Origin of the sequence: Streptomyces sp. NPDC046925 (assembly GCF_040644915.1) — a bacterium.
Lineage (GTDB): Bacteria > Actinomycetota > Actinomycetes > Streptomycetales > Streptomycetaceae > Streptomyces.
Map to the genome: position 1 here is coordinate 145,419 of NZ_JBEYWZ010000016.1, position 15,044 is coordinate 160,462.

15 protein-coding genes are annotated in these 15,044 nt (G+C 71.7%); 9 read left to right on the forward strand and 6 right to left on the reverse strand.

The genetic code is table 11. From position 1 onward, the window contains the following. Positions 1-148 precede the first annotated feature (148 nt). The 5 genes from pheS to ABZ906_RS40540 all read left to right on the forward strand — a co-directional run bounded on the left by pheS (position 149) and on the right by ABZ906_RS40540 (position 7,345). Positions 149-1,276 (forward strand): phenylalanine--tRNA ligase subunit alpha, encoded by a 1,128-nt coding sequence (gene pheS, locus ABZ906_RS40520; protein WP_361196865.1) that lies wholly within the window; start codon positions 149-151, stop codon positions 1,274-1,276. Then, complete coding sequence (gene pheT / locus ABZ906_RS40525) at positions 1,276-3,786, forward strand: phenylalanine--tRNA ligase subunit beta (RefSeq protein ID WP_361196868.1); 2,511 nt, start codon at positions 1,276-1,278, stop codon at positions 3,784-3,786. The genes pheS and pheT overlap by 1 nt, the downstream gene beginning before the upstream one ends. A gap of 285 nt (positions 3,787-4,071) precedes the next feature. Beyond that, the gene (locus tag ABZ906_RS40530) at positions 4,072-5,061 is read left to right on the forward strand and encodes a PP2C family protein-serine/threonine phosphatase (protein WP_361391494.1); all 990 of its coding nucleotides are present in this window, start codon (positions 4,072-4,074) and stop codon (positions 5,059-5,061) included. Between the two features lie 267 nt (positions 5,062-5,328). After that, positions 5,329-6,678: a transcriptional regulator gene (locus ABZ906_RS40535; protein WP_361196874.1), complete on the forward strand. Its 1,350-nt coding sequence runs from the start codon at positions 5,329-5,331 to the stop codon at positions 6,676-6,678. Between the two features lie 124 nt (positions 6,679-6,802). Next, the gene (locus ABZ906_RS40540; protein ID WP_361196877.1) at positions 6,803-7,345 is read left to right on the forward strand and encodes an NUDIX hydrolase; all 543 of its coding nucleotides are present in this window, start codon (positions 6,803-6,805) and stop codon (positions 7,343-7,345) included. Here the strand turns inward: ABZ906_RS40540 and ABZ906_RS40545 are convergent. Together ABZ906_RS40545 and ABZ906_RS40550 are read right to left on the reverse strand one after the other, a co-directional pair. After that, the gene (locus ABZ906_RS40545; RefSeq protein ID WP_361196879.1) at positions 7,342-7,599 is read right to left on the reverse strand and encodes a hypothetical protein; all 258 of its coding nucleotides are present in this window, start codon (positions 7,597-7,599) and stop codon (positions 7,342-7,344) included. The genes ABZ906_RS40540 and ABZ906_RS40545 overlap by 4 nt on opposite strands. A gap of 209 nt (positions 7,600-7,808) precedes the next feature. Further along, positions 7,809-8,669, reverse strand: coding sequence for a 3-hydroxybutyryl-CoA dehydrogenase (locus ABZ906_RS40550; protein WP_361196882.1), 861 nt, complete (start codon positions 8,667-8,669; stop codon positions 7,809-7,811). Positions 8,670-8,848: 179 nt separating this feature from the next. Here ABZ906_RS40550 and ABZ906_RS40555 point away from each other — a divergent pair, with 179 nt between their 5' ends. Further along, a complete protein-coding gene (locus ABZ906_RS40555) occupies positions 8,849-10,081 on the forward strand; it encodes a family 10 glycosylhydrolase (RefSeq protein ID WP_361196885.1) in 1,233 nt (410 codons plus the stop codon). 47 nt (positions 10,082-10,128) lie between these two features. Here the strand turns inward: ABZ906_RS40555 and ABZ906_RS40560 are convergent, their stop codons facing one another. Both ABZ906_RS40560 and ABZ906_RS40565 read right to left on the reverse strand, forming a co-directional pair. Then, complete coding sequence (locus tag ABZ906_RS40560; RefSeq protein ID WP_361196888.1) at positions 10,129-10,323, reverse strand: DUF1918 domain-containing protein; 195 nt, start codon at positions 10,321-10,323, stop codon at positions 10,129-10,131. Between the two features lie 101 nt (positions 10,324-10,424). Further along, positions 10,425-11,360, reverse strand: coding sequence for a DMT family transporter (locus ABZ906_RS40565; RefSeq protein WP_361391392.1), 936 nt, complete (start codon positions 11,358-11,360; stop codon positions 10,425-10,427). Here ABZ906_RS40565 and ABZ906_RS40570 point away from each other — a divergent pair. From ABZ906_RS40570 to ABZ906_RS40580, 3 genes are all read left to right on the forward strand, one after another. Then, positions 11,359-12,801, forward strand: a complete 1,443-nt coding sequence (locus ABZ906_RS40570) for a PLP-dependent aminotransferase family protein (protein ID WP_361391395.1) — start codon at positions 11,359-11,361, stop codon at positions 12,799-12,801. The two genes, ABZ906_RS40565 and ABZ906_RS40570, sit on opposite strands and share 2 nt — an antisense overlap. A gap of 56 nt (positions 12,802-12,857) precedes the next feature. Continuing rightward, positions 12,858-13,298: a GNAT family N-acetyltransferase gene (locus tag ABZ906_RS40575; protein ID WP_361196897.1), complete on the forward strand. Its 441-nt coding sequence runs from the start codon at positions 12,858-12,860 to the stop codon at positions 13,296-13,298. 81 nt (positions 13,299-13,379) lie between these two features. After that, positions 13,380-13,964, forward strand: coding sequence for a histidine phosphatase family protein (locus tag ABZ906_RS40580; RefSeq protein WP_361391397.1), 585 nt, complete (start codon positions 13,380-13,382; stop codon positions 13,962-13,964). On the opposite strand, the gene ABZ906_RS40585 is transcribed toward ABZ906_RS40580, so the two are convergent. After that, the gene (locus tag ABZ906_RS40585; RefSeq protein WP_361391400.1) at positions 13,939-14,418 is read right to left on the reverse strand and encodes a DUF6314 family protein; all 480 of its coding nucleotides are present in this window, start codon (positions 14,416-14,418) and stop codon (positions 13,939-13,941) included. The genes ABZ906_RS40580 and ABZ906_RS40585 overlap by 26 nt on opposite strands. A 27-nt stretch (positions 14,419-14,445) precedes the next feature. Beyond that, positions 14,446-14,919 (reverse strand): VOC family protein, encoded by a 474-nt coding sequence (locus ABZ906_RS40590; RefSeq protein WP_361391403.1) that lies wholly within the window; start codon positions 14,917-14,919, stop codon positions 14,446-14,448. Between the last annotated feature and the right edge of the window lie 125 nt (positions 14,920-15,044).

Genomic DNA, 15,044 nt, shown 5'->3' on the forward strand with positions numbered 1-15,044 from the left:
TCCGCCCGGGCGCGGCCCGCGGGCTCATTCACCTGCGCCACCCCCGTTAGACTCGATCCTTGGCACGTTTGCGTCCCTGATCTGTGGACGATTCGTCTCCGAGTCGTAGACGGGGACCATCACCAGCCAACCGGAAGCACGGGAAGAGATGTCGGCACCGAACAAGTCGTACGACCCTGTTGAGGTCGAGGCACTGAAACCTGAAGAGATCGAGCGCATGCGGGACGAGGCGCTCGCCGCCTTCGCCGCCGCGGGCGACCTCGAACAGCTCCAGGAGGCCAAGGTCGCGCACACCGGCGGCACCTCGCCGCTGGCCCTCGCCAACCGCGAGATCGGCGCGCTGCCCCCGCAGGCCAAGGCCGAGGCGGGCAAGCGCGTCGGCATGGCGCGCGGCGCCGTGAGCAAGGCGCTCGCCGCCCGCCAGGCCGAGCTCGAGGCCGAGCGCGACGCCCGGGTGCTCGTCGAGGAGGCAGTGGACGTCACGCTGCCGTACGACCGCGTCCCGGCCGGTGCCCGGCACCCGCTGACCACGTTCATGGAGCGTGTCGCGGACGTCTTCGTCGCCATGGGCTACGAGATCGCCGAGGGCCCCGAGGTCGAGGCGGAGTGGTTCAACTTCGACGCCCTGAACTTCACCCCGGACCACCCGGCCCGGCAGATGCAGGACACCTTCTTCGTCCAGGGCCCCAAGGGCGCCGTGGGCGACGAGTCCGGTGTCGTGCTGCGCACCCACACCTCCCCGGTGCAGGCCCGCGCGATGCTCGACCGCGAGCCGCCCGTCTACATCGTCTGCCCCGGCCGTGTGTACCGCACGGACGAGCTGGACGCGACGCACACCCCGGTCTTCCACCAGATCGAGCTGCTCGCCGTGGACGAGGGCCTGACCATGGCCGACCTCAAGGGCACCCTGGACCACATGGTCCAGTCGCTCTTCGGCGCCGACATGAAGACGCGCCTGCGCCCGAATTACTTCCCGTTCACCGAGCCGTCCGCCGAGATGGACATGGTCTGCTATGTCTGCCGCGGCGAGTCCGTGGGCAACCCCGACCGCCCCTGCCGCACCTGCGGCAGCGAGGGCTGGATCGAGCTGGGCGGCTGCGGCATGGTCAACCCGAAGGTGCTCACCGCCTGCGGCGTCGACCCCCAGAAGTACAGCGGATTCGCTTTCGGGTTCGGCATCGAACGGATGCTGATGTTCCGCCACAACGTCGAAGACATGCGAGACATGGTCGAGGGTGACGTCCGGTTCACCCGGCCCTTCGGGATGGAGATCTGATGCGGGTCCCGCTTTCCTGGCTGCGGGAGTACGTCGATCTCCCCGCCTCCGAGACCGGCCGTGACGTGCAGGCCAAGCTGATCGAGGTCGGCCTCGAGGTCGAGACCGTCGAGCGGACGGGTGCCGGTCTCACCGGCCCCCTCGTCGTCGGCAAGGTCCTCACCATCGAGGAGCTGGAGGGCTTCAAGAAGCCCATCCGCTTCTGCACCGTCGACGTCGGCTCCGCCAACGGCACCGGCGAGCCGCAGGAGATCGTCTGCGGCGCCCGGAACTTCGCCGTCGGCGACAAGGTCGTCGTCGTCCTTCCCGGCGCCGTCCTGCCCGGCGACTTCAAGATCGCCGCGCGCAAGACGTACGGCAAGACCTCGCACGGCATGATCTGCTCCGGCGACGAGCTCGGCATGGGCGACGACGGCAGCGGCGGCATCATCGTCCTCCCGCCCGAGCACGAGGCCGGCACCGACGCCATCAAGCTGCTCGAACTGGTCGACGAGGTCCTGGACATCGCCGTCACGCCCGACCGCGGTTACGCCCTCTCGATGCGCGGCGTCGCCCGCGAGACCGCCATCGCGTACGGCCTGCCGCTGCGCGACCCGGCGCTCCTGGACGTGCCGGCGCCGAACTCCCTCGGCTACCCGGTCAAGATCGCCGACCCGATGGGCTGCGACCGCTTCACCGCGCGCACCGTCACCGGCCTGCGGCCCGAGGCCCGCTCGCCGATCTGGCTCCAGCGCCGGCTGCAGAAGGCGGGCATGCGCCCGATCTCGCTCGCCGTCGACATCACGAACTACGTGATGCTGGAGCTCGGCCAGCCCCTGCACGCCTACGACCGCTCCCGCATCCAGGGCACGATCGGCGTGCGCCGTGCCGAGCAGGGCGAGAAGTTCACGACGCTCGACGGCACCAAGCGCGTCCTGGACGCCGAGGACCTGGTCATCACCGACGACCGTGGCCCGATCGGCCTCGCGGGCGTCATGGGCGGCGCGAACACCGAGATCGCCGACCACGAAGAGGCGGCCGGGACCACCGACGTCGTCATCGAGGCCGCGCACTTCGACGCGATCTCCATCGCCCGCACGGCCCGGCGCCACAAGCTGCCCTCCGAGGCGGCCAAGCGCTTCGAGCGTGGCGTCGACCCGCTGGCCGCGTCCGCCGCCGCGCAGCGCACGGTCGATCTCCTCGTCCTGCTCGCGGGCGGCACGGCCGAGTCCGGGGTCACCGAGGTCATCGCGCCCTCCGCGCCGCACACGATCAGCATGCCCGCCGATCACCCGGACAAGGTCGCCGGCGTGACCTACGGCCGCGAGACCGTCGTCCGCCGCCTCCAGGAGGTCGGCTGCGACGTCTACGGCCAGGACGCCCTGACCGTCACCGTGCCGTCCTGGCGTCCCGACCTCGCCGAGCCGAACGACCTCGCCGAAGAGGTCATCCGTCTCGAGGGGTACGAGAACCTCCCGTCGACGCTGCCCAAGCCCCCCGCGGGCCGCGGCCTGACCGACCGGCAGCGCCTGCACCGCCGCATCGGCCGCGCCCTCGCCGGCAGCGGATTCGTCGAGGCGCCGAACTACCCGTTCATCGGCGAGCAGGTCTTCGACCAGCTGGGCCTGGAGCCCGGCGACCCCAAGCGCAGGGTCGTCACGCTGGTCAACCCGCTCTCCGACGAGGAGCCCGCTCTCCGTACGACGCTGCTGCCGGGCCTGCTCGGCGCGCTGCGCCGCAACGAAGGCCGCGGCAGCCACGACCTGGCGCTCTTCGAGACGGGTCTGGTCTTCCAGCCCCGCGAGGAGGCCCGGGTCGCGGTCCGTCTTCCCGTCGACCGCCGTCCCACGGCCGAGGAGATCGCCTCCCTGACCGAGGCGCTTCCCGTCCAGCCGCGGCACGCCGCCGTCGTCCTCGCGGGCGCCCGCGAGCAGGCCGGCTGGTGGGGCAAGGGTGTTCCGGCCCAGTGGGCCGACGCGGTCCAGGCCGCGCGCACCCTGGCCGCCGAGTCGGGCACCGAACTGCTCGTGCGCCAGGGCCAGTACGGCCCGTGGCACCCGGGCCGGTGCGCCGAGCTCGCCGTCGTGATCGACGGCGCCGAGCAGGTCATCGGGCACGCGGGCGAGCTGCACCCGCGCGTCGTCAAGGCGCTCGGTCTGCCCGCGCGCACCTGCGCGATGGAGCTCGACCTGGACCGTCTGGAGGAGGCGAGCGCCGGAGTCCCGCAGGGGCCGAAGATCTCCACCTTCCCGGTCGCCACGCAGGACGTCGCGCTCGTCGTCGACGGGGGCGTCCCCGCCGCCGACGTCGAGAAGGTGCTGCGCGAGGGCGCGGGTGAACTCCTCGAGTCCATCCGCCTGTTCGACGTCTTCACCGGCGAGCAGATCGGTGCGGGCAAGAAGTCCCTCGCGTACGCGCTGCGCTTCCGCGCGGCCGACCGCACGCTGACCGTCGACGAGGCATCCGCGGCGCGTGACGCGGCCGTCGCCCTGGCGGCGGAGCGGATGGGCGCGGTGCTGCGCGGAGCTTAGTCACCGCCAGTAGTCGTCACCAGGCGCACAAGAGGCGCAAAGAAGGGCGTATCCGGGTCACCGGGTGCGCCCTTCACTCATTTGAGTGGCGAGTGGGCTCTCTCCTGCCCGAGCGGGTCAGCCGGTCGACAGAATCGACCCGGCCGCAGGGGCCGTGATCTGCGCGGTCTGCGCGGCCGGCACGCTGTACCGGGCCTTAGGGGGGCCGTCGGCATGATCGGTATCAGGACTGGGGCTGCGGACCCGCCGCGGCTGCGGCGCGTCGTCTCGCTGGGCCTTCCGACGATGTGGGGTGCGGCCGCCGTCACGTACAAGTTCGTCTGTCCGCTCGCCCGGCAGGACACCCTCGAAGCGCGGATCATCACCAGCGCGGTCTTCTTCGCGGTCGGCTCCGGTCTGGTGCTGCACGTGAGGAGCACGCTGCTGCGGGAGTTGCGTCAGCTCCGTGAGGTCGCGGGCGCCGCGCAGAACGCCCTGCTGCGGCCGCTGCCGCCGCGCGTCGACGGCCTCGCGGTGGCGGCCGGGCGGCTCTCCGCGTCGCGCGGCGCATCCGTCGGCGGTGATCTGTACGAGGTGGCGGCCACCGAGCACGGAGTGCGCGTCGTCATGGGCGATGTGCGCGGGCACGGCCTGACCGCGCTCGCCACGGCCGCCGCCGTGCTCGGCAGCTTCCGCGACGCGGCGCACGAAGAGGCCGAACTGTCGCACGTACTGCGGAAGTTGGAGCGCGCCCTGGACCGGCACCTGCGGGAGCGGTCACGGGCCGAGCATCCGGCGTACGGCGGCGTGGTGCCGGACAGTCCGCCGGCCGAGGAGTTCGTGACCGTACTCCTGATGGAGATCGGCCCGGACGGCGGGATGACCGCGCTCAACTGCGGTCATCCCTGGCCGCACCGCCTGAGCGGGCGCGCCGAGCCGGTCAGCGCACGGGAGCCGCTGCCGCCGCTTGGCTCCTTCCCGCTCCCCGCCGAACTGCCCCTGACGCAGCTCGGGCCGCTCCTGCCGGGCGAGGCGCTCGTGCTGCACACGGACGGCATGGAGGACGCGCGGGACGCGGCCGGACGGTTCTTTCCGCTCCAGGCGGCGCTCACCGAAGCGGTGCGGGTCACGCCGGTCGCGCCCCGGGTCGTGATCCACTCGGTGTACGACCGGCTCAGGCGGCACACCGGGCGGCTGCCCTCCGACGACGCGGCGCTGCTCGTCCTGCGCAACGACCGCCGCCGGGTGCCCCCGCAGCAGGGGGAGACGGTGCGCCGGGAGAACACCATGACATGACGCACCGTCAACTTCCGCCGGCCGTGCGCCGCCCGTCCCCGCCCTGGAGCTGTCGGGCAGACGGCGGGCGGACGGCGCAAGTGTGGACCGCCGCACTTTTCGAGGGGGAGCCGGCGGCCCGGCCGGCCTCCTTGTGAGGAACCTCAGTCAAGCGTGACGCGAGTGGCGACGGCAGAGCGCACACCCCCCGGATTCGCGCACTCCGTTCACACCCCGTGTGAAGTCACCTCTACTACGCTGGCCACACCGAGTCACCGGAGGGCCTCCATGCAGCCCAATACCCTGCTCGACGCGATCCTCGACGAGGCGGGAATCTCCCACGCGGGCCTGGCTGCCCACGTCAATCAGGCGGGGAAGAGGCGCGGCCTCGCCCTGCGATACGAACACACCGCCGTATCACGGTGGTTGAAGGGCCAGCGCCCGCGCGGCCAGGTGCCCGACCTGATCTGCGAGGTCCTCGCGGGGCGGCTCCAGCGCACGGTCACCCTGGACGACATCGGGCTCGGCGTGCCGGGCCTGCCGTCCGTGGCGACCGGCTCCATGTCCTCGACGCTGTCCGGGTTCGTGGAGAGGGCCACGGCCCTGTGGCGCTCGGACGAACAGCAGCGCCCGCACCTCCTCGGCGCACCCGCGGTCACGGGAACACCCGCCGTGATGCCCGTCTGGGAGTGGGAGAACCCGCCCGAGGACGTGGACGTCTCGCGCGGCGGCAGGCACCAGGTGAGCACGGCCGACATCGACATGATGCGCGCCGCCCGCGCCCACTACGAGCAGATGTACCGCAAGACCGGCGGCATCGCGACCCGCACCCGCATCGTCGGCTTCCTCAACGCCGAGGCCGCGCCCCTGCTGCGCGGCAGCTACACGGACGAGACGGGCCGCCAACTGCACAGATCCACCGGCGGGTTGGTGGCCATCGCGGGCATCTGCGCCTATGACTCGGACGCGCACGGCCTGGCCCAGCGCTACTTCCACCAGGCGCTGCGGCTCGCCAAGGCGAGCGGTGACCGGGGACTTGGCGCCTATGTCATCGCGCTGCTCGTCAACCAGTCCCTGTTCATGCGCGAGTACCGGCAGGCGGTGGCCTTCGCGGAGGCCGCGCTGCGCGCCGCGGGGCGCGATCTGACCCCGGCCCTCGCCTCCGACCTCTACGCGATGCAGGCGAAGTCGTACGCGCATCTGGGCGACGGCAGCAGCGCGCTGTCCTGCATCCGGCGTGCGGAGGTCGCCGCGGAACGCATCAGGCGGGGCCGTGAGCCGGACGAAACCGGCTATGTCCAGCCCGGACTCGTCAACGTGCAGGTGGCGGAGGCCCTGCTCAGTCTGGGGGACCTCTCGGGGGCGTACGAGCACGCGGCGGCGGCGGTCGACACTCCGGCTCACGACCGGGGCAGGGTCCACCGGCTCGCCATGCTCAGCCAGATCGAACTGCGCCAGGGCAACACCGACGAGGCGGTGGCCACGGCCGTGGAAATGGCGGAGCAGGCGCGGGGAATGGAGTCCCAGCGGCTGCGCGACCGGCTGCGGGCCGTGCGGGAACACCTGGTGCGCAGCGACTGCGCGGGCACGGCCGAGGCGGCCGAACTCATCGACGGAGCGCTGCGCGTACCCCTGTGATGCGCACCCTGCGTACGCCGGTGACGACCCCGGGCGAGCGCTGAACCAGCGCGCCGTCCTCCCGCTGCTCTGAACACCCTCCTGCTGCGATATTGCCATCTACTCGGCGGAAGGTGGCAGAACCGTGCAGTGGACGAAACAAAGCGAACAAACTGTGTATGGAAACCGATGGTTCTCGGTCAACCTGGCAGATGTCGAACTGCCCGACGGCCGGCACCTCGATCACTTCCTGATACGGCTGCGGCCCGTCGCCGTGGCCACCGTCGTCAACGAGGCCAACGAGGTGCTGCTGCTGTGGCGGCACCGATTCATCACCGACAGCTGGGGCTGGGAACTCGCCGCCGGCGTCGTCGAGGACGGGGAGGACATCGCGTACGCGGCCGCCCGGGAAATGGAGGAGGAGACCGGCTGGCGGCCGGGCCCGTTACGACACCTGATGAGTGTCGAGCCGTCCAATGGGCTCACCGACGCCAGGCACCACATCTACTGGTCCGATGAGTGCACCTACATCGGTCATCCCGAAGACGACTTCGAGTCCGACCGCCGTGAGTGGGTCCCCTTGAAGCTCGTCCCTGACATGGTGGCGCGCGGCGAAGTGCCGGCCGCCAACATGGCGGCCGCGCTCCTGCTCCTGCATCATCTGCGCCTCGGTCAGGACGCGCGCTAATGCCCGATGGCCTGCCAGACCGCGACGGCGAGCGCACCGACCGCCGTGAGGGCGAGAAGGGCGGGCAGCGGCCAGCGCGTGTGCTCGAGTGCGGCGATCCGTACGGTCAGTTCGTCCTGATTCTTGACGCTCTGTTCGTCGTGTTGGGTGAGCAACGCCAGCTGTCCGTCGACGCGGGCGAGGCCCACGTCCAAGCTTCGGCGTAACTCTGCGAGTTCTTCGGGGACCACGCGAGGTTCGGGGTCGGCGGTCACAAGTCCGTTCCTTTCTGTAGCTGTCCATCCCCCTGATGCGCACAGAAAGTCAACTCCCCTGGTGGCCAGGGCGGGAGAGTGTGCGACAGGCATATGCGAGCCCGAAGTGCACACGGTGTGTGAACGGCGCGGGCCCGGCACTCGAAAGAGTGCCGGGCCCGCGTGCGGTGCGAACGGTGAGTACCGGTGTGCGTGGTATCAGGCGTATATCAGGCGTAGGGGTAGAAGCCCGAGCCGGACTTGCGGCCGAGCCGGCCCGCGTCCACCATCCGCTGAAGGAGCGGGGGAGCGGCGTACAGCGGCTCCTTGTACTCGGCGTACATGCTGTCCGCCACCGAGGCGACGGTGTCGAGACCGATCAGGTCGGCGAGCTTGAGCGGGCCCATCGGGTGGGCGCAGCCGAGCTCCATGCCGTTGTCGATGTCCTCGCGGCTCGCGATGCCCGACTCGAACATCCGGATCGCGGAGAGCAGATACGGGATGAGCAGGGCGTTGACCACGAAGCCCGAGCGGTCCTGGGCGCGGATCGCGTGCTTGCCGAGCACCTTCTCGACCATGGTCTGCGCGCGGCTGATCGTCCCCTCGGACGTCGTGAGCGCGGGGATCAGCTCCACGAGCTGCTGGACCGGGGCCGGGTTGAAGAAGTGGATGCCGATGACGGCGTCGGGGCGGGACGTCGCCACGGCCAGCTTCACCAGCGGGATCGACGAGGTGTTGGAGGCCAGGATCGCGTCCTGCCGGGTCACCACCTGGTCGAGCACCTGGAAGATCTCGGTCTTGACCGCCTCGTTCTCGACGACCGCCTCGATCACGAGGTCGCGGTCGGAGAACTCCCCGAGGTCGGTCGTGAAGCTGAGGCGGCCCAGCGTCTCGTCGCGCTCCTCCTCCGAGATCTTGCCGCGCTCGGCGGCCTTGGAGAGAGAGTTGTAGAGCCGGGTGCGGCCGATCTCCAGGGCCTCGCCGGTCGTCTCCGCGACCTTCACGTCGAGTCCGGAGCGGGCGCAGACCTCCGCGATCCCGGCGCCCATCTGGCCACAGCCCACTACTCCGACGCGTGCGATGTCGGGCATAGAGTCGGTCACCTCGTGCCTTTCGCTGATCTACGGGCGGGCGGCCTCCGTACGGTTTCGGCGGCTGCCCCGGCGGTGAACGTTACTCCCGAACCTCCCGTGCTCGAGGGGCCGGGTCGGGCATGCTGTCTCCTACACACTGCGGTTCAGGCGGATGTAGCGGCCCAGGGGGCGAGCGGATGAGGCGTATGTCACGCCGAGGGTTCACGATTGCGGCGGCAGCGATGGTGGCCGGGCTCACAGCGGCGGGGGACGCGGCGGCTGTCCCCGAGCGGGCGCGTTCGCCCCGTGAGCTGCGGGGTATGTGGCTGGCGACCGTCGCCAACCGCGACTGGCCCTCGAAGCCCGGCCTGACGCCGGCCCAGCAGCGGGCCGAGCTGATCGGCCATCTCGACACGGCCGTGCGGCGCCGGCTGAACGCCGTGATCTTCCAAGTGCGCCCCACCGCCGACGCGTTGTGGCCCTCGCCCTTCGAGCCGTGGGCGGAGTGCCTCACCGGAGTGCAGGGCAAGCACCCCGGCTGGGATCCCCTCGGCACCGCCGTGGCCGAGGCGCACCGCAGGGGGCTCGAACTGCACGCCTGGTTCAACCCCTTCCGTATCGCCAACCACACGGACCCCTCGCGCCTGGTTCCGACGCACCCGGCGCGGCTGCACCCCGAGTGGGTCGTGCCGTACGGCGGGAAGCTCTACTACAACCCCGGCCTACCCGAGGTGCGGCGCTTCGTCCAGGACGCGATGCTCGACGCCGTGCGGCACTACCCCATCGACGCCGTGCACTGGGACGACTACTTCTACCCGTATCCGGTCGCCGGGCAGGTCTTCGACGACGACGACGCCTTCGCGCGGTACGGCGGCGGATTCACGGACCGGGCCGCCTGGCGGCGCGACAACATCGACCGCCTGGTGCGCGAGATGGCGGGGCGGATCAAGAAGGTCCGCAAACACGTGCAGTTCGGGATCAGCCCGTTCGGTGTCTGGCGCAACGCCTCGACCGACCCGCTCGGCTCCGACACGCAGGCGGGCGTGCAGACCTACGACAATCTGCACGCCGACACCCGCGGCTGGGTCAAGAAGGGCTGGCTGGACTACATCTGTCCGCAGTTGTACTGGAATATCGGCTTCACCGTCGCGGACTACGGCAAGCTGCTGCCCTGGTGGGCGGACACGGTCGAGGGCACGGGCGTGCGGCTCTACGTGGGCGAGGCCCTGTACAAGGCGGGCGATCCCGCGCAGCCCGCGGCCTGGCAGGACCCGGCCGAACTGTCCCGCCACCTCACGTACGCCAAGGGATTCCCGCAGGCGCGCGGGCACGTGTACTTCTCGGCGAAGGAAGTGGGCGTCGACAAGATCGGCGCCATGGCGCGGGTGGTCGCCGACCACTACCAGAAGCCGGCCAAACCGCCGCGCTGATCCGGTCCTGCTTCTGCCGGCGGGAGCCGCGAGGCTCCCGCCGGGAGCTACGAAGCCGGGTCCTGGTGCCGTACGACGGTGTCGGGGCCCGGTGACATGAGCGTCTCGTGGCCGTCCTCGAAGCGGACGCGGAACGGCGGGCCGCCGTCCGCGCCGAGCACCTCCACGATCTCCGCGATCCGGTCGTGCTGTCCGACGATCCTGCCGTGCAGCACCAGCTCGTCGCCTACGGTTGCACGCATCTGGAGCGACCTCCTCGTCCCACCCTGCGGTTGCTGTCCGTGGCGGCAAGTCTACGACCGGTGGCCGCAGCTGGGGCCGGGTTGTCGGCGCCGGAAGGGACCTAGCTACGTGCCCGCTGGGTGACCGCGATGCACACGAGGACGGCGGCGGCGGTCAGCGGCGCGGCGATCGTGAGGTGCTCGCCGAGCAGGAACACCGACCAGACCAGGGTGAGCAGCGGCTGGGCGAGCTGGAGCTGGCTGGCCTTGGGGACGCCGATCATCGCCATGCCGCGGTACCAGACGACCAGGCCGAGGAACTGCGAGCCGATGGCGGAGTAGAGCAGTCCCGTGGTGCTGTGGCCCGTGAGCTGGAAGGGCTCGTGCCGAAGGGCGACGGCGGCCCCGGCCACGGCGAGCGGCAGGCACAGGACAAGCGCCCAGCCGATGACCTGCCAGCCCGGCATCTCGCGGGCGAGACGTCCGCCCTCGGTGTAACCGGCGGCGCAGATGAGGAGCGCGGCGAAGAGGTAGAGGTCGGCGGTCGACAGGGCGCCGCCGCTCTGCTGGACGGTGAACGCGATCACCGCTGCCGCGCCCGCGAGGGCCGCCACCCAGAAGGTCCGCGAGGGCCGCGCCCCGGTGCGAAGCACCGAGAACACGGCGGTCGTCAGCGGGAGCAGGCCGACGACCACGGCCGCGTGGGCGGTGGTGGAGGTCTGCAGGGCGAGCGTGGTGAGCAGCGGGAAGCCGATGACGACTCCGGCGCCGACGACCGCGAGCCCGGCCCAGTGGCGGCGCGCGGGCAGCGGGACGCGCAGGGCGAGTAGCGCGCCGCCCGCGATGAGCGCGCTCAGGACGCCGCGCAGGGCCACGAAGGACCAGGGGCCGATGCCTTCGAGGCCCCAGGCCGTGGAGGGGAAGGTGAGCGAGAAGGCGATGACGCCGAGCGCGGCCATGACGGTGCCGGTGCGGCGCGAGCTGTGCTGCGGGCCCGCGGGTGTGGCCGTGGGGACTGCTATCCGGCTGGGGAGAGTAGCGCTATCCTGTGCTGTCATGCATGAGAGTAGCAGTGTCGCTGATCTGGCAAACAGGCTGCGGAGTGAGCTGGACCGCTACTCTCCAGGTGGAAAGCTGCCGTCCAGTCGGGCGCTGGTCGACCGGTTCCGGGTCAGCCCGGTGACCGTGTCGCGCGCCCTGGGGCAGCTGGCCGCGGAGGGCCTGGTCGTCACACGGCCCGGCGCGGGCGTCTTCCGTGCCGAGCCGCGGACCGCCGCCGCGCCGGCGGGGGACACCTCGTGGCAGGAGGTGTCGCTGAGCGCGGACACGGCGACGGAGCTGGTGCCGCGCGCGGTCGACGCCTCGGGGGTGCTCGCCACGCTCGCGGCGCCGTCACCCGGCGTCATCGAGTTCAACGGCGGCTACCTGCATCCCTCGCTGCAGCCCGAGCGGGCGATGTCGGCGGCTCTCGCGCGGGCGGGGCGGCGGCCCGGCGCGTGGGGGAGGCCGCCGATGGACGGGCTTCCCGAGCTGCGGGAGTGGTTCGCGCGGGGCATCGGCGGCGCGATCACGGCCGCCGAGGTGCTGATCACGGCGGGCGGCCAGAGCGCGCTCACCACGGCACTGCGCGCGCTCGCCCCGCCCGGTACGCCGGTCCTGGTCGAGTCGCCGACCTACCCCGGCATGCTGGCGATCGCCCGCGCGGCGGGGCTGCGGCCGGTTCCGGTGCCGGTGGACGTGGACGGCGTACGTCCCCAGCTCCTCGCCGCGGCGTTCAAGGCCACGGGGGCGCGGGTGTTCGTCTGCCAGCCGCTGTTCCAGAACCCCACGGGGGCCGTGCTGTCCGCGGCCCGCCGCCCGGAGGTGCTGCGCATCGCCCGTGAGGCCGGGGCCTTCGTCGTCGAGGACGATTTCGTGCGCCGCCTGGTCCACGAGGACGCGGGGCCGCTGCCGAGGCCGCTGCAGTCCGACGACCCCGACGGCGTCGTCGTGCACGTCTGCTCGCTCACCAAGGCCACGTCGCCGAGCTTCAGGGTGAGCGCCCTCGCCGCGCGCGGCCCGGTCCTCGAGCGGCTGCGCGCGATCCAGGTCGTCGACCATTTCTTCGTGCCGAGGCCGCTCCAGGAGGCGGCGCTCGAACTGGTCGGCTCCCCGGCCTGGCCCCGCCATCTGCGTCAGGTGGCGGGCGAGTTGAAGGGGCGCAGGGACGCGATGGCGGCGGCCCTGCGCCTGCGGATCCCCGAACTCGCCCTGCCGCACGTCCCCGCGGGCGGCTACCTCCTGTGGCTGCGCCTGCCCGACGGCGCGAACGAGACGGACCTGGTGGGCGCGGCCCAGCGCGCGGGCGTCGCGGTGGCCCCCGGCCGCCCGTACTTCGCGGCCGAACCCACGGCGGCATACGTACGCCTGAGCTTCGCGGCGGTCGCGGGAGCGGGGGAGATCGGGGAGGGCGTCCGCAGACTCCGCGCGGCGTGCGACGAGGTGTGGGGGGCGGTCTGACCCCGGCCGGGGAAATGCGGTCGACGGTTCCTCGGGGTGGCTGCGAGGCTGCGGGCATGTCCGATGCGAAGTGCACCCTCCCCGCGGGGTACGAGATCTCCGTCGACGCCGCTCGGCTCGACGCCGCCCGCGTTCATCACTGGCTCTCCACCGACGCGTACTGGGCGATGGGGCGCACCCGCGAGAAGCAGGACCGGGCGATCGCCGGGTCGCTCAACTTCGGGGTCTACGAAGAGACTTCGGGGGAGCAGGTCGCGTACGCCCGTGTGGTGACCGACCATGCGACCTTCGCCTGGATCTGTGACGTGTACGTCGACCGTGCGGTACGCGGCAAGGGGTTCGGGAGCGCGCTCGTGACCGCGGTCAGGGACCACCTGGAGCCGAGCGGTCTGCGCCGGATTCTGCTGGGTACGGCCGATGCGCACGGGGTGTACGAGAAGGTCGGATTCCGCCCCCTCGAAGACCCGTCGAAGTGGATGGCGCTGGGCCGGCAGTAGGCCGAATCCCGGGCGCGAGGGCCGCATACGTACTCCCGGCGAAGCCTTGACCATTGCTGCCCCGCGCCCCACGATCGCCGCATGCACCCCCGCGTCTCGCTCATCGCCGCCGCGCGCAGCGGCTCGCTGCTCGCCGAGCGCTTCGACGACGACCGGCCGCTCGACCAGACAGGCTGGCGCGAGGTGCAGCTCGCGGCGCCCGCCCTGCTCCCGCTCGGCGTGGCCGAGCTGCGCTACTGCTCGCCCACCCCGCGCAGCCGCGAGACCGGCGACGCCCTCGGCTTCGCTCCCCTCGCCCAACCGGCCCTGCGGGACTGCGACATGGGGCGCTGGCGGGGTCTGACCCTCGGCGAAGTGACGGCGAGCGAGCCCGCCGCCGTCGACGCCTGGCTGCGGGACCCGCGCTCGGCGCCGCACGGCGGCGAATCGCTCCTGGCGTTCATCTCGCGGATCGGCGGCTGGCTCGACACGCGTCCCGTGGACGACGGATCGCGGATCCTCGCGGTGGCCGAGCCCGCGGTGGTCCGAGCGGCCCTCGTCTACGCCCTGAAGGCGCCCCCGTCGACGTACTGGAACATCGACGTCCGCCCTCTGTCGACGATCACCCTGACCGGCCACGGCGGCCGCTGGAACCTGCGGGTCAGCGCCGCGTGTACGCCGTCGTGAGGATCAGGTCCTTGGCGGGTCCCGCCACCCGCCACCGCATCCGCCAGCGCCCTTCGTCGTACACCTCGAACTCGCCCCGGTAGAGGTCGAGCGCGCACGGATGGTCGGCGGTGTGCCTGCCGGTGCGCAGGTCCAGGTCGTGGAAGGGGCGCCCGTCGGCGAAGGTGACGCGGGCGACGCCGGCCCCTTCGCCGGGCAGGAAGCGCAGGGTGCGTTCGGCGGGGCGCGCGGTGCCCCGCCAGACGAAGGTGCCGGACTCGTGGTGCAGGAGGCCGCCGGTCCCGTCGTCCAGCCACGCGAACGTCGTCGTCCCCGTGAAGCGGCCCTCCGCGTTCCCGGCCAGGTCCTGCGCCGTGCGGTCGACGGCCCACTCCCCGGCCAGGTACGCCAGCACGTCGGGCACCCGGTGGTGCGTCACCGCTGACGCGTCAGCGGGCTCATCCGGAAAAGACATGCCCGCAGGCTACGTCCCCGCCGGGAACTACTTCCGGTCCGCAGCCGCGTACAGCGCCGCCACGTCGAGCTTCTTCATGCCGAGCATGGCCGCCATCGCGCGCTGTGCCCGCCCCTGGTCGGGGTCGGACATGAGGGTGCCCAGGGCGGCGGGAACGACCTGCCAGGACAGCCCGAACTTGTCCTTGAGCCAGCCGCACGGGCCTTCCTCGCCGCCCTCGGAGAGCTTCGTCCAGTAGTGGTCGACCTCGGCCTGGTCGGCGCAGTCGATCGAGAGGGAGACCGCCTCGTTGAAGGTGAACTCGGGTCCGCCGTTGAGCGCGAGGTACGGCTGGCCGTCGAGCTCGAACTCGACGGTCATCACCGTTCCGGCCGGTCGCGGCCCGGCTTCGCCGTAATGGGCGACGCTTGTGATCTTCGAGTTCGGGAAGACCGATACATAGAACTTCGCTGCGTCCTCGCCCTGCGTGTCGAACCAGAGGTTGGGCGTGATGCGGGGCATGGCTCTCTCCTGTCGATTCGGCCGAGCTGTCGTGTCGGCTGAGCGGCGCGTGCCTGTCTGCCAGTACTGACCCTTGCTCCCGGGGGAACTCATCGCTGCCGGACCCACCTCTTCGTCGTTGCATA

Coding starts and splice junctions, on each gene's coding strand:
- pheS (WP_361196865.1), top strand. CDS start 149: ATGTCGGCACCGAACAAGTCGTACGACCCTGTTGAGGTCGAGGCACTG.
- pheT (WP_361196868.1), top strand. CDS start 1,276: ATGCGGGTCCCGCTTTCCTGGCTGCGGGAGTACGTCGATCTCCCCGCC.
- ABZ906_RS40530 (WP_361391494.1), top strand. CDS start 4,072: ATGTGGGGTGCGGCCGCCGTCACGTACAAGTTCGTCTGTCCGCTCGCC.
- ABZ906_RS40535 (WP_361196874.1), top strand. CDS start 5,329: ATGCAGCCCAATACCCTGCTCGACGCGATCCTCGACGAGGCGGGAATC.
- ABZ906_RS40550 (WP_361196882.1), bottom strand. CDS start 8,669: ATGCCCGACATCGCACGCGTCGGAGTAGTGGGCTGTGGCCAGATGGGC.
- ABZ906_RS40555 (WP_361196885.1), top strand. CDS start 8,849: ATGAGGCGTATGTCACGCCGAGGGTTCACGATTGCGGCGGCAGCGATG.
- ABZ906_RS40560 (WP_361196888.1), bottom strand. CDS start 10,323: ATGCGTGCAACCGTAGGCGACGAGCTGGTGCTGCACGGCAGGATCGTC.
- ABZ906_RS40570 (WP_361391395.1), top strand. CDS start 11,359: ATGCATGAGAGTAGCAGTGTCGCTGATCTGGCAAACAGGCTGCGGAGT.
- ABZ906_RS40565 (WP_361391392.1), bottom strand. CDS start 11,360: ATGACAGCACAGGATAGCGCTACTCTCCCCAGCCGGATAGCAGTCCCC.
- ABZ906_RS40575 (WP_361196897.1), top strand. CDS start 12,858: ATGTCCGATGCGAAGTGCACCCTCCCCGCGGGGTACGAGATCTCCGTC.
- ABZ906_RS40580 (WP_361391397.1), top strand. CDS start 13,380: ATGCACCCCCGCGTCTCGCTCATCGCCGCCGCGCGCAGCGGCTCGCTG.
- ABZ906_RS40585 (WP_361391400.1), bottom strand. CDS start 14,418: ATGTCTTTTCCGGATGAGCCCGCTGACGCGTCAGCGGTGACGCACCAC.
- ABZ906_RS40590 (WP_361391403.1), bottom strand. CDS start 14,919: ATGCCCCGCATCACGCCCAACCTCTGGTTCGACACGCAGGGCGAGGAC.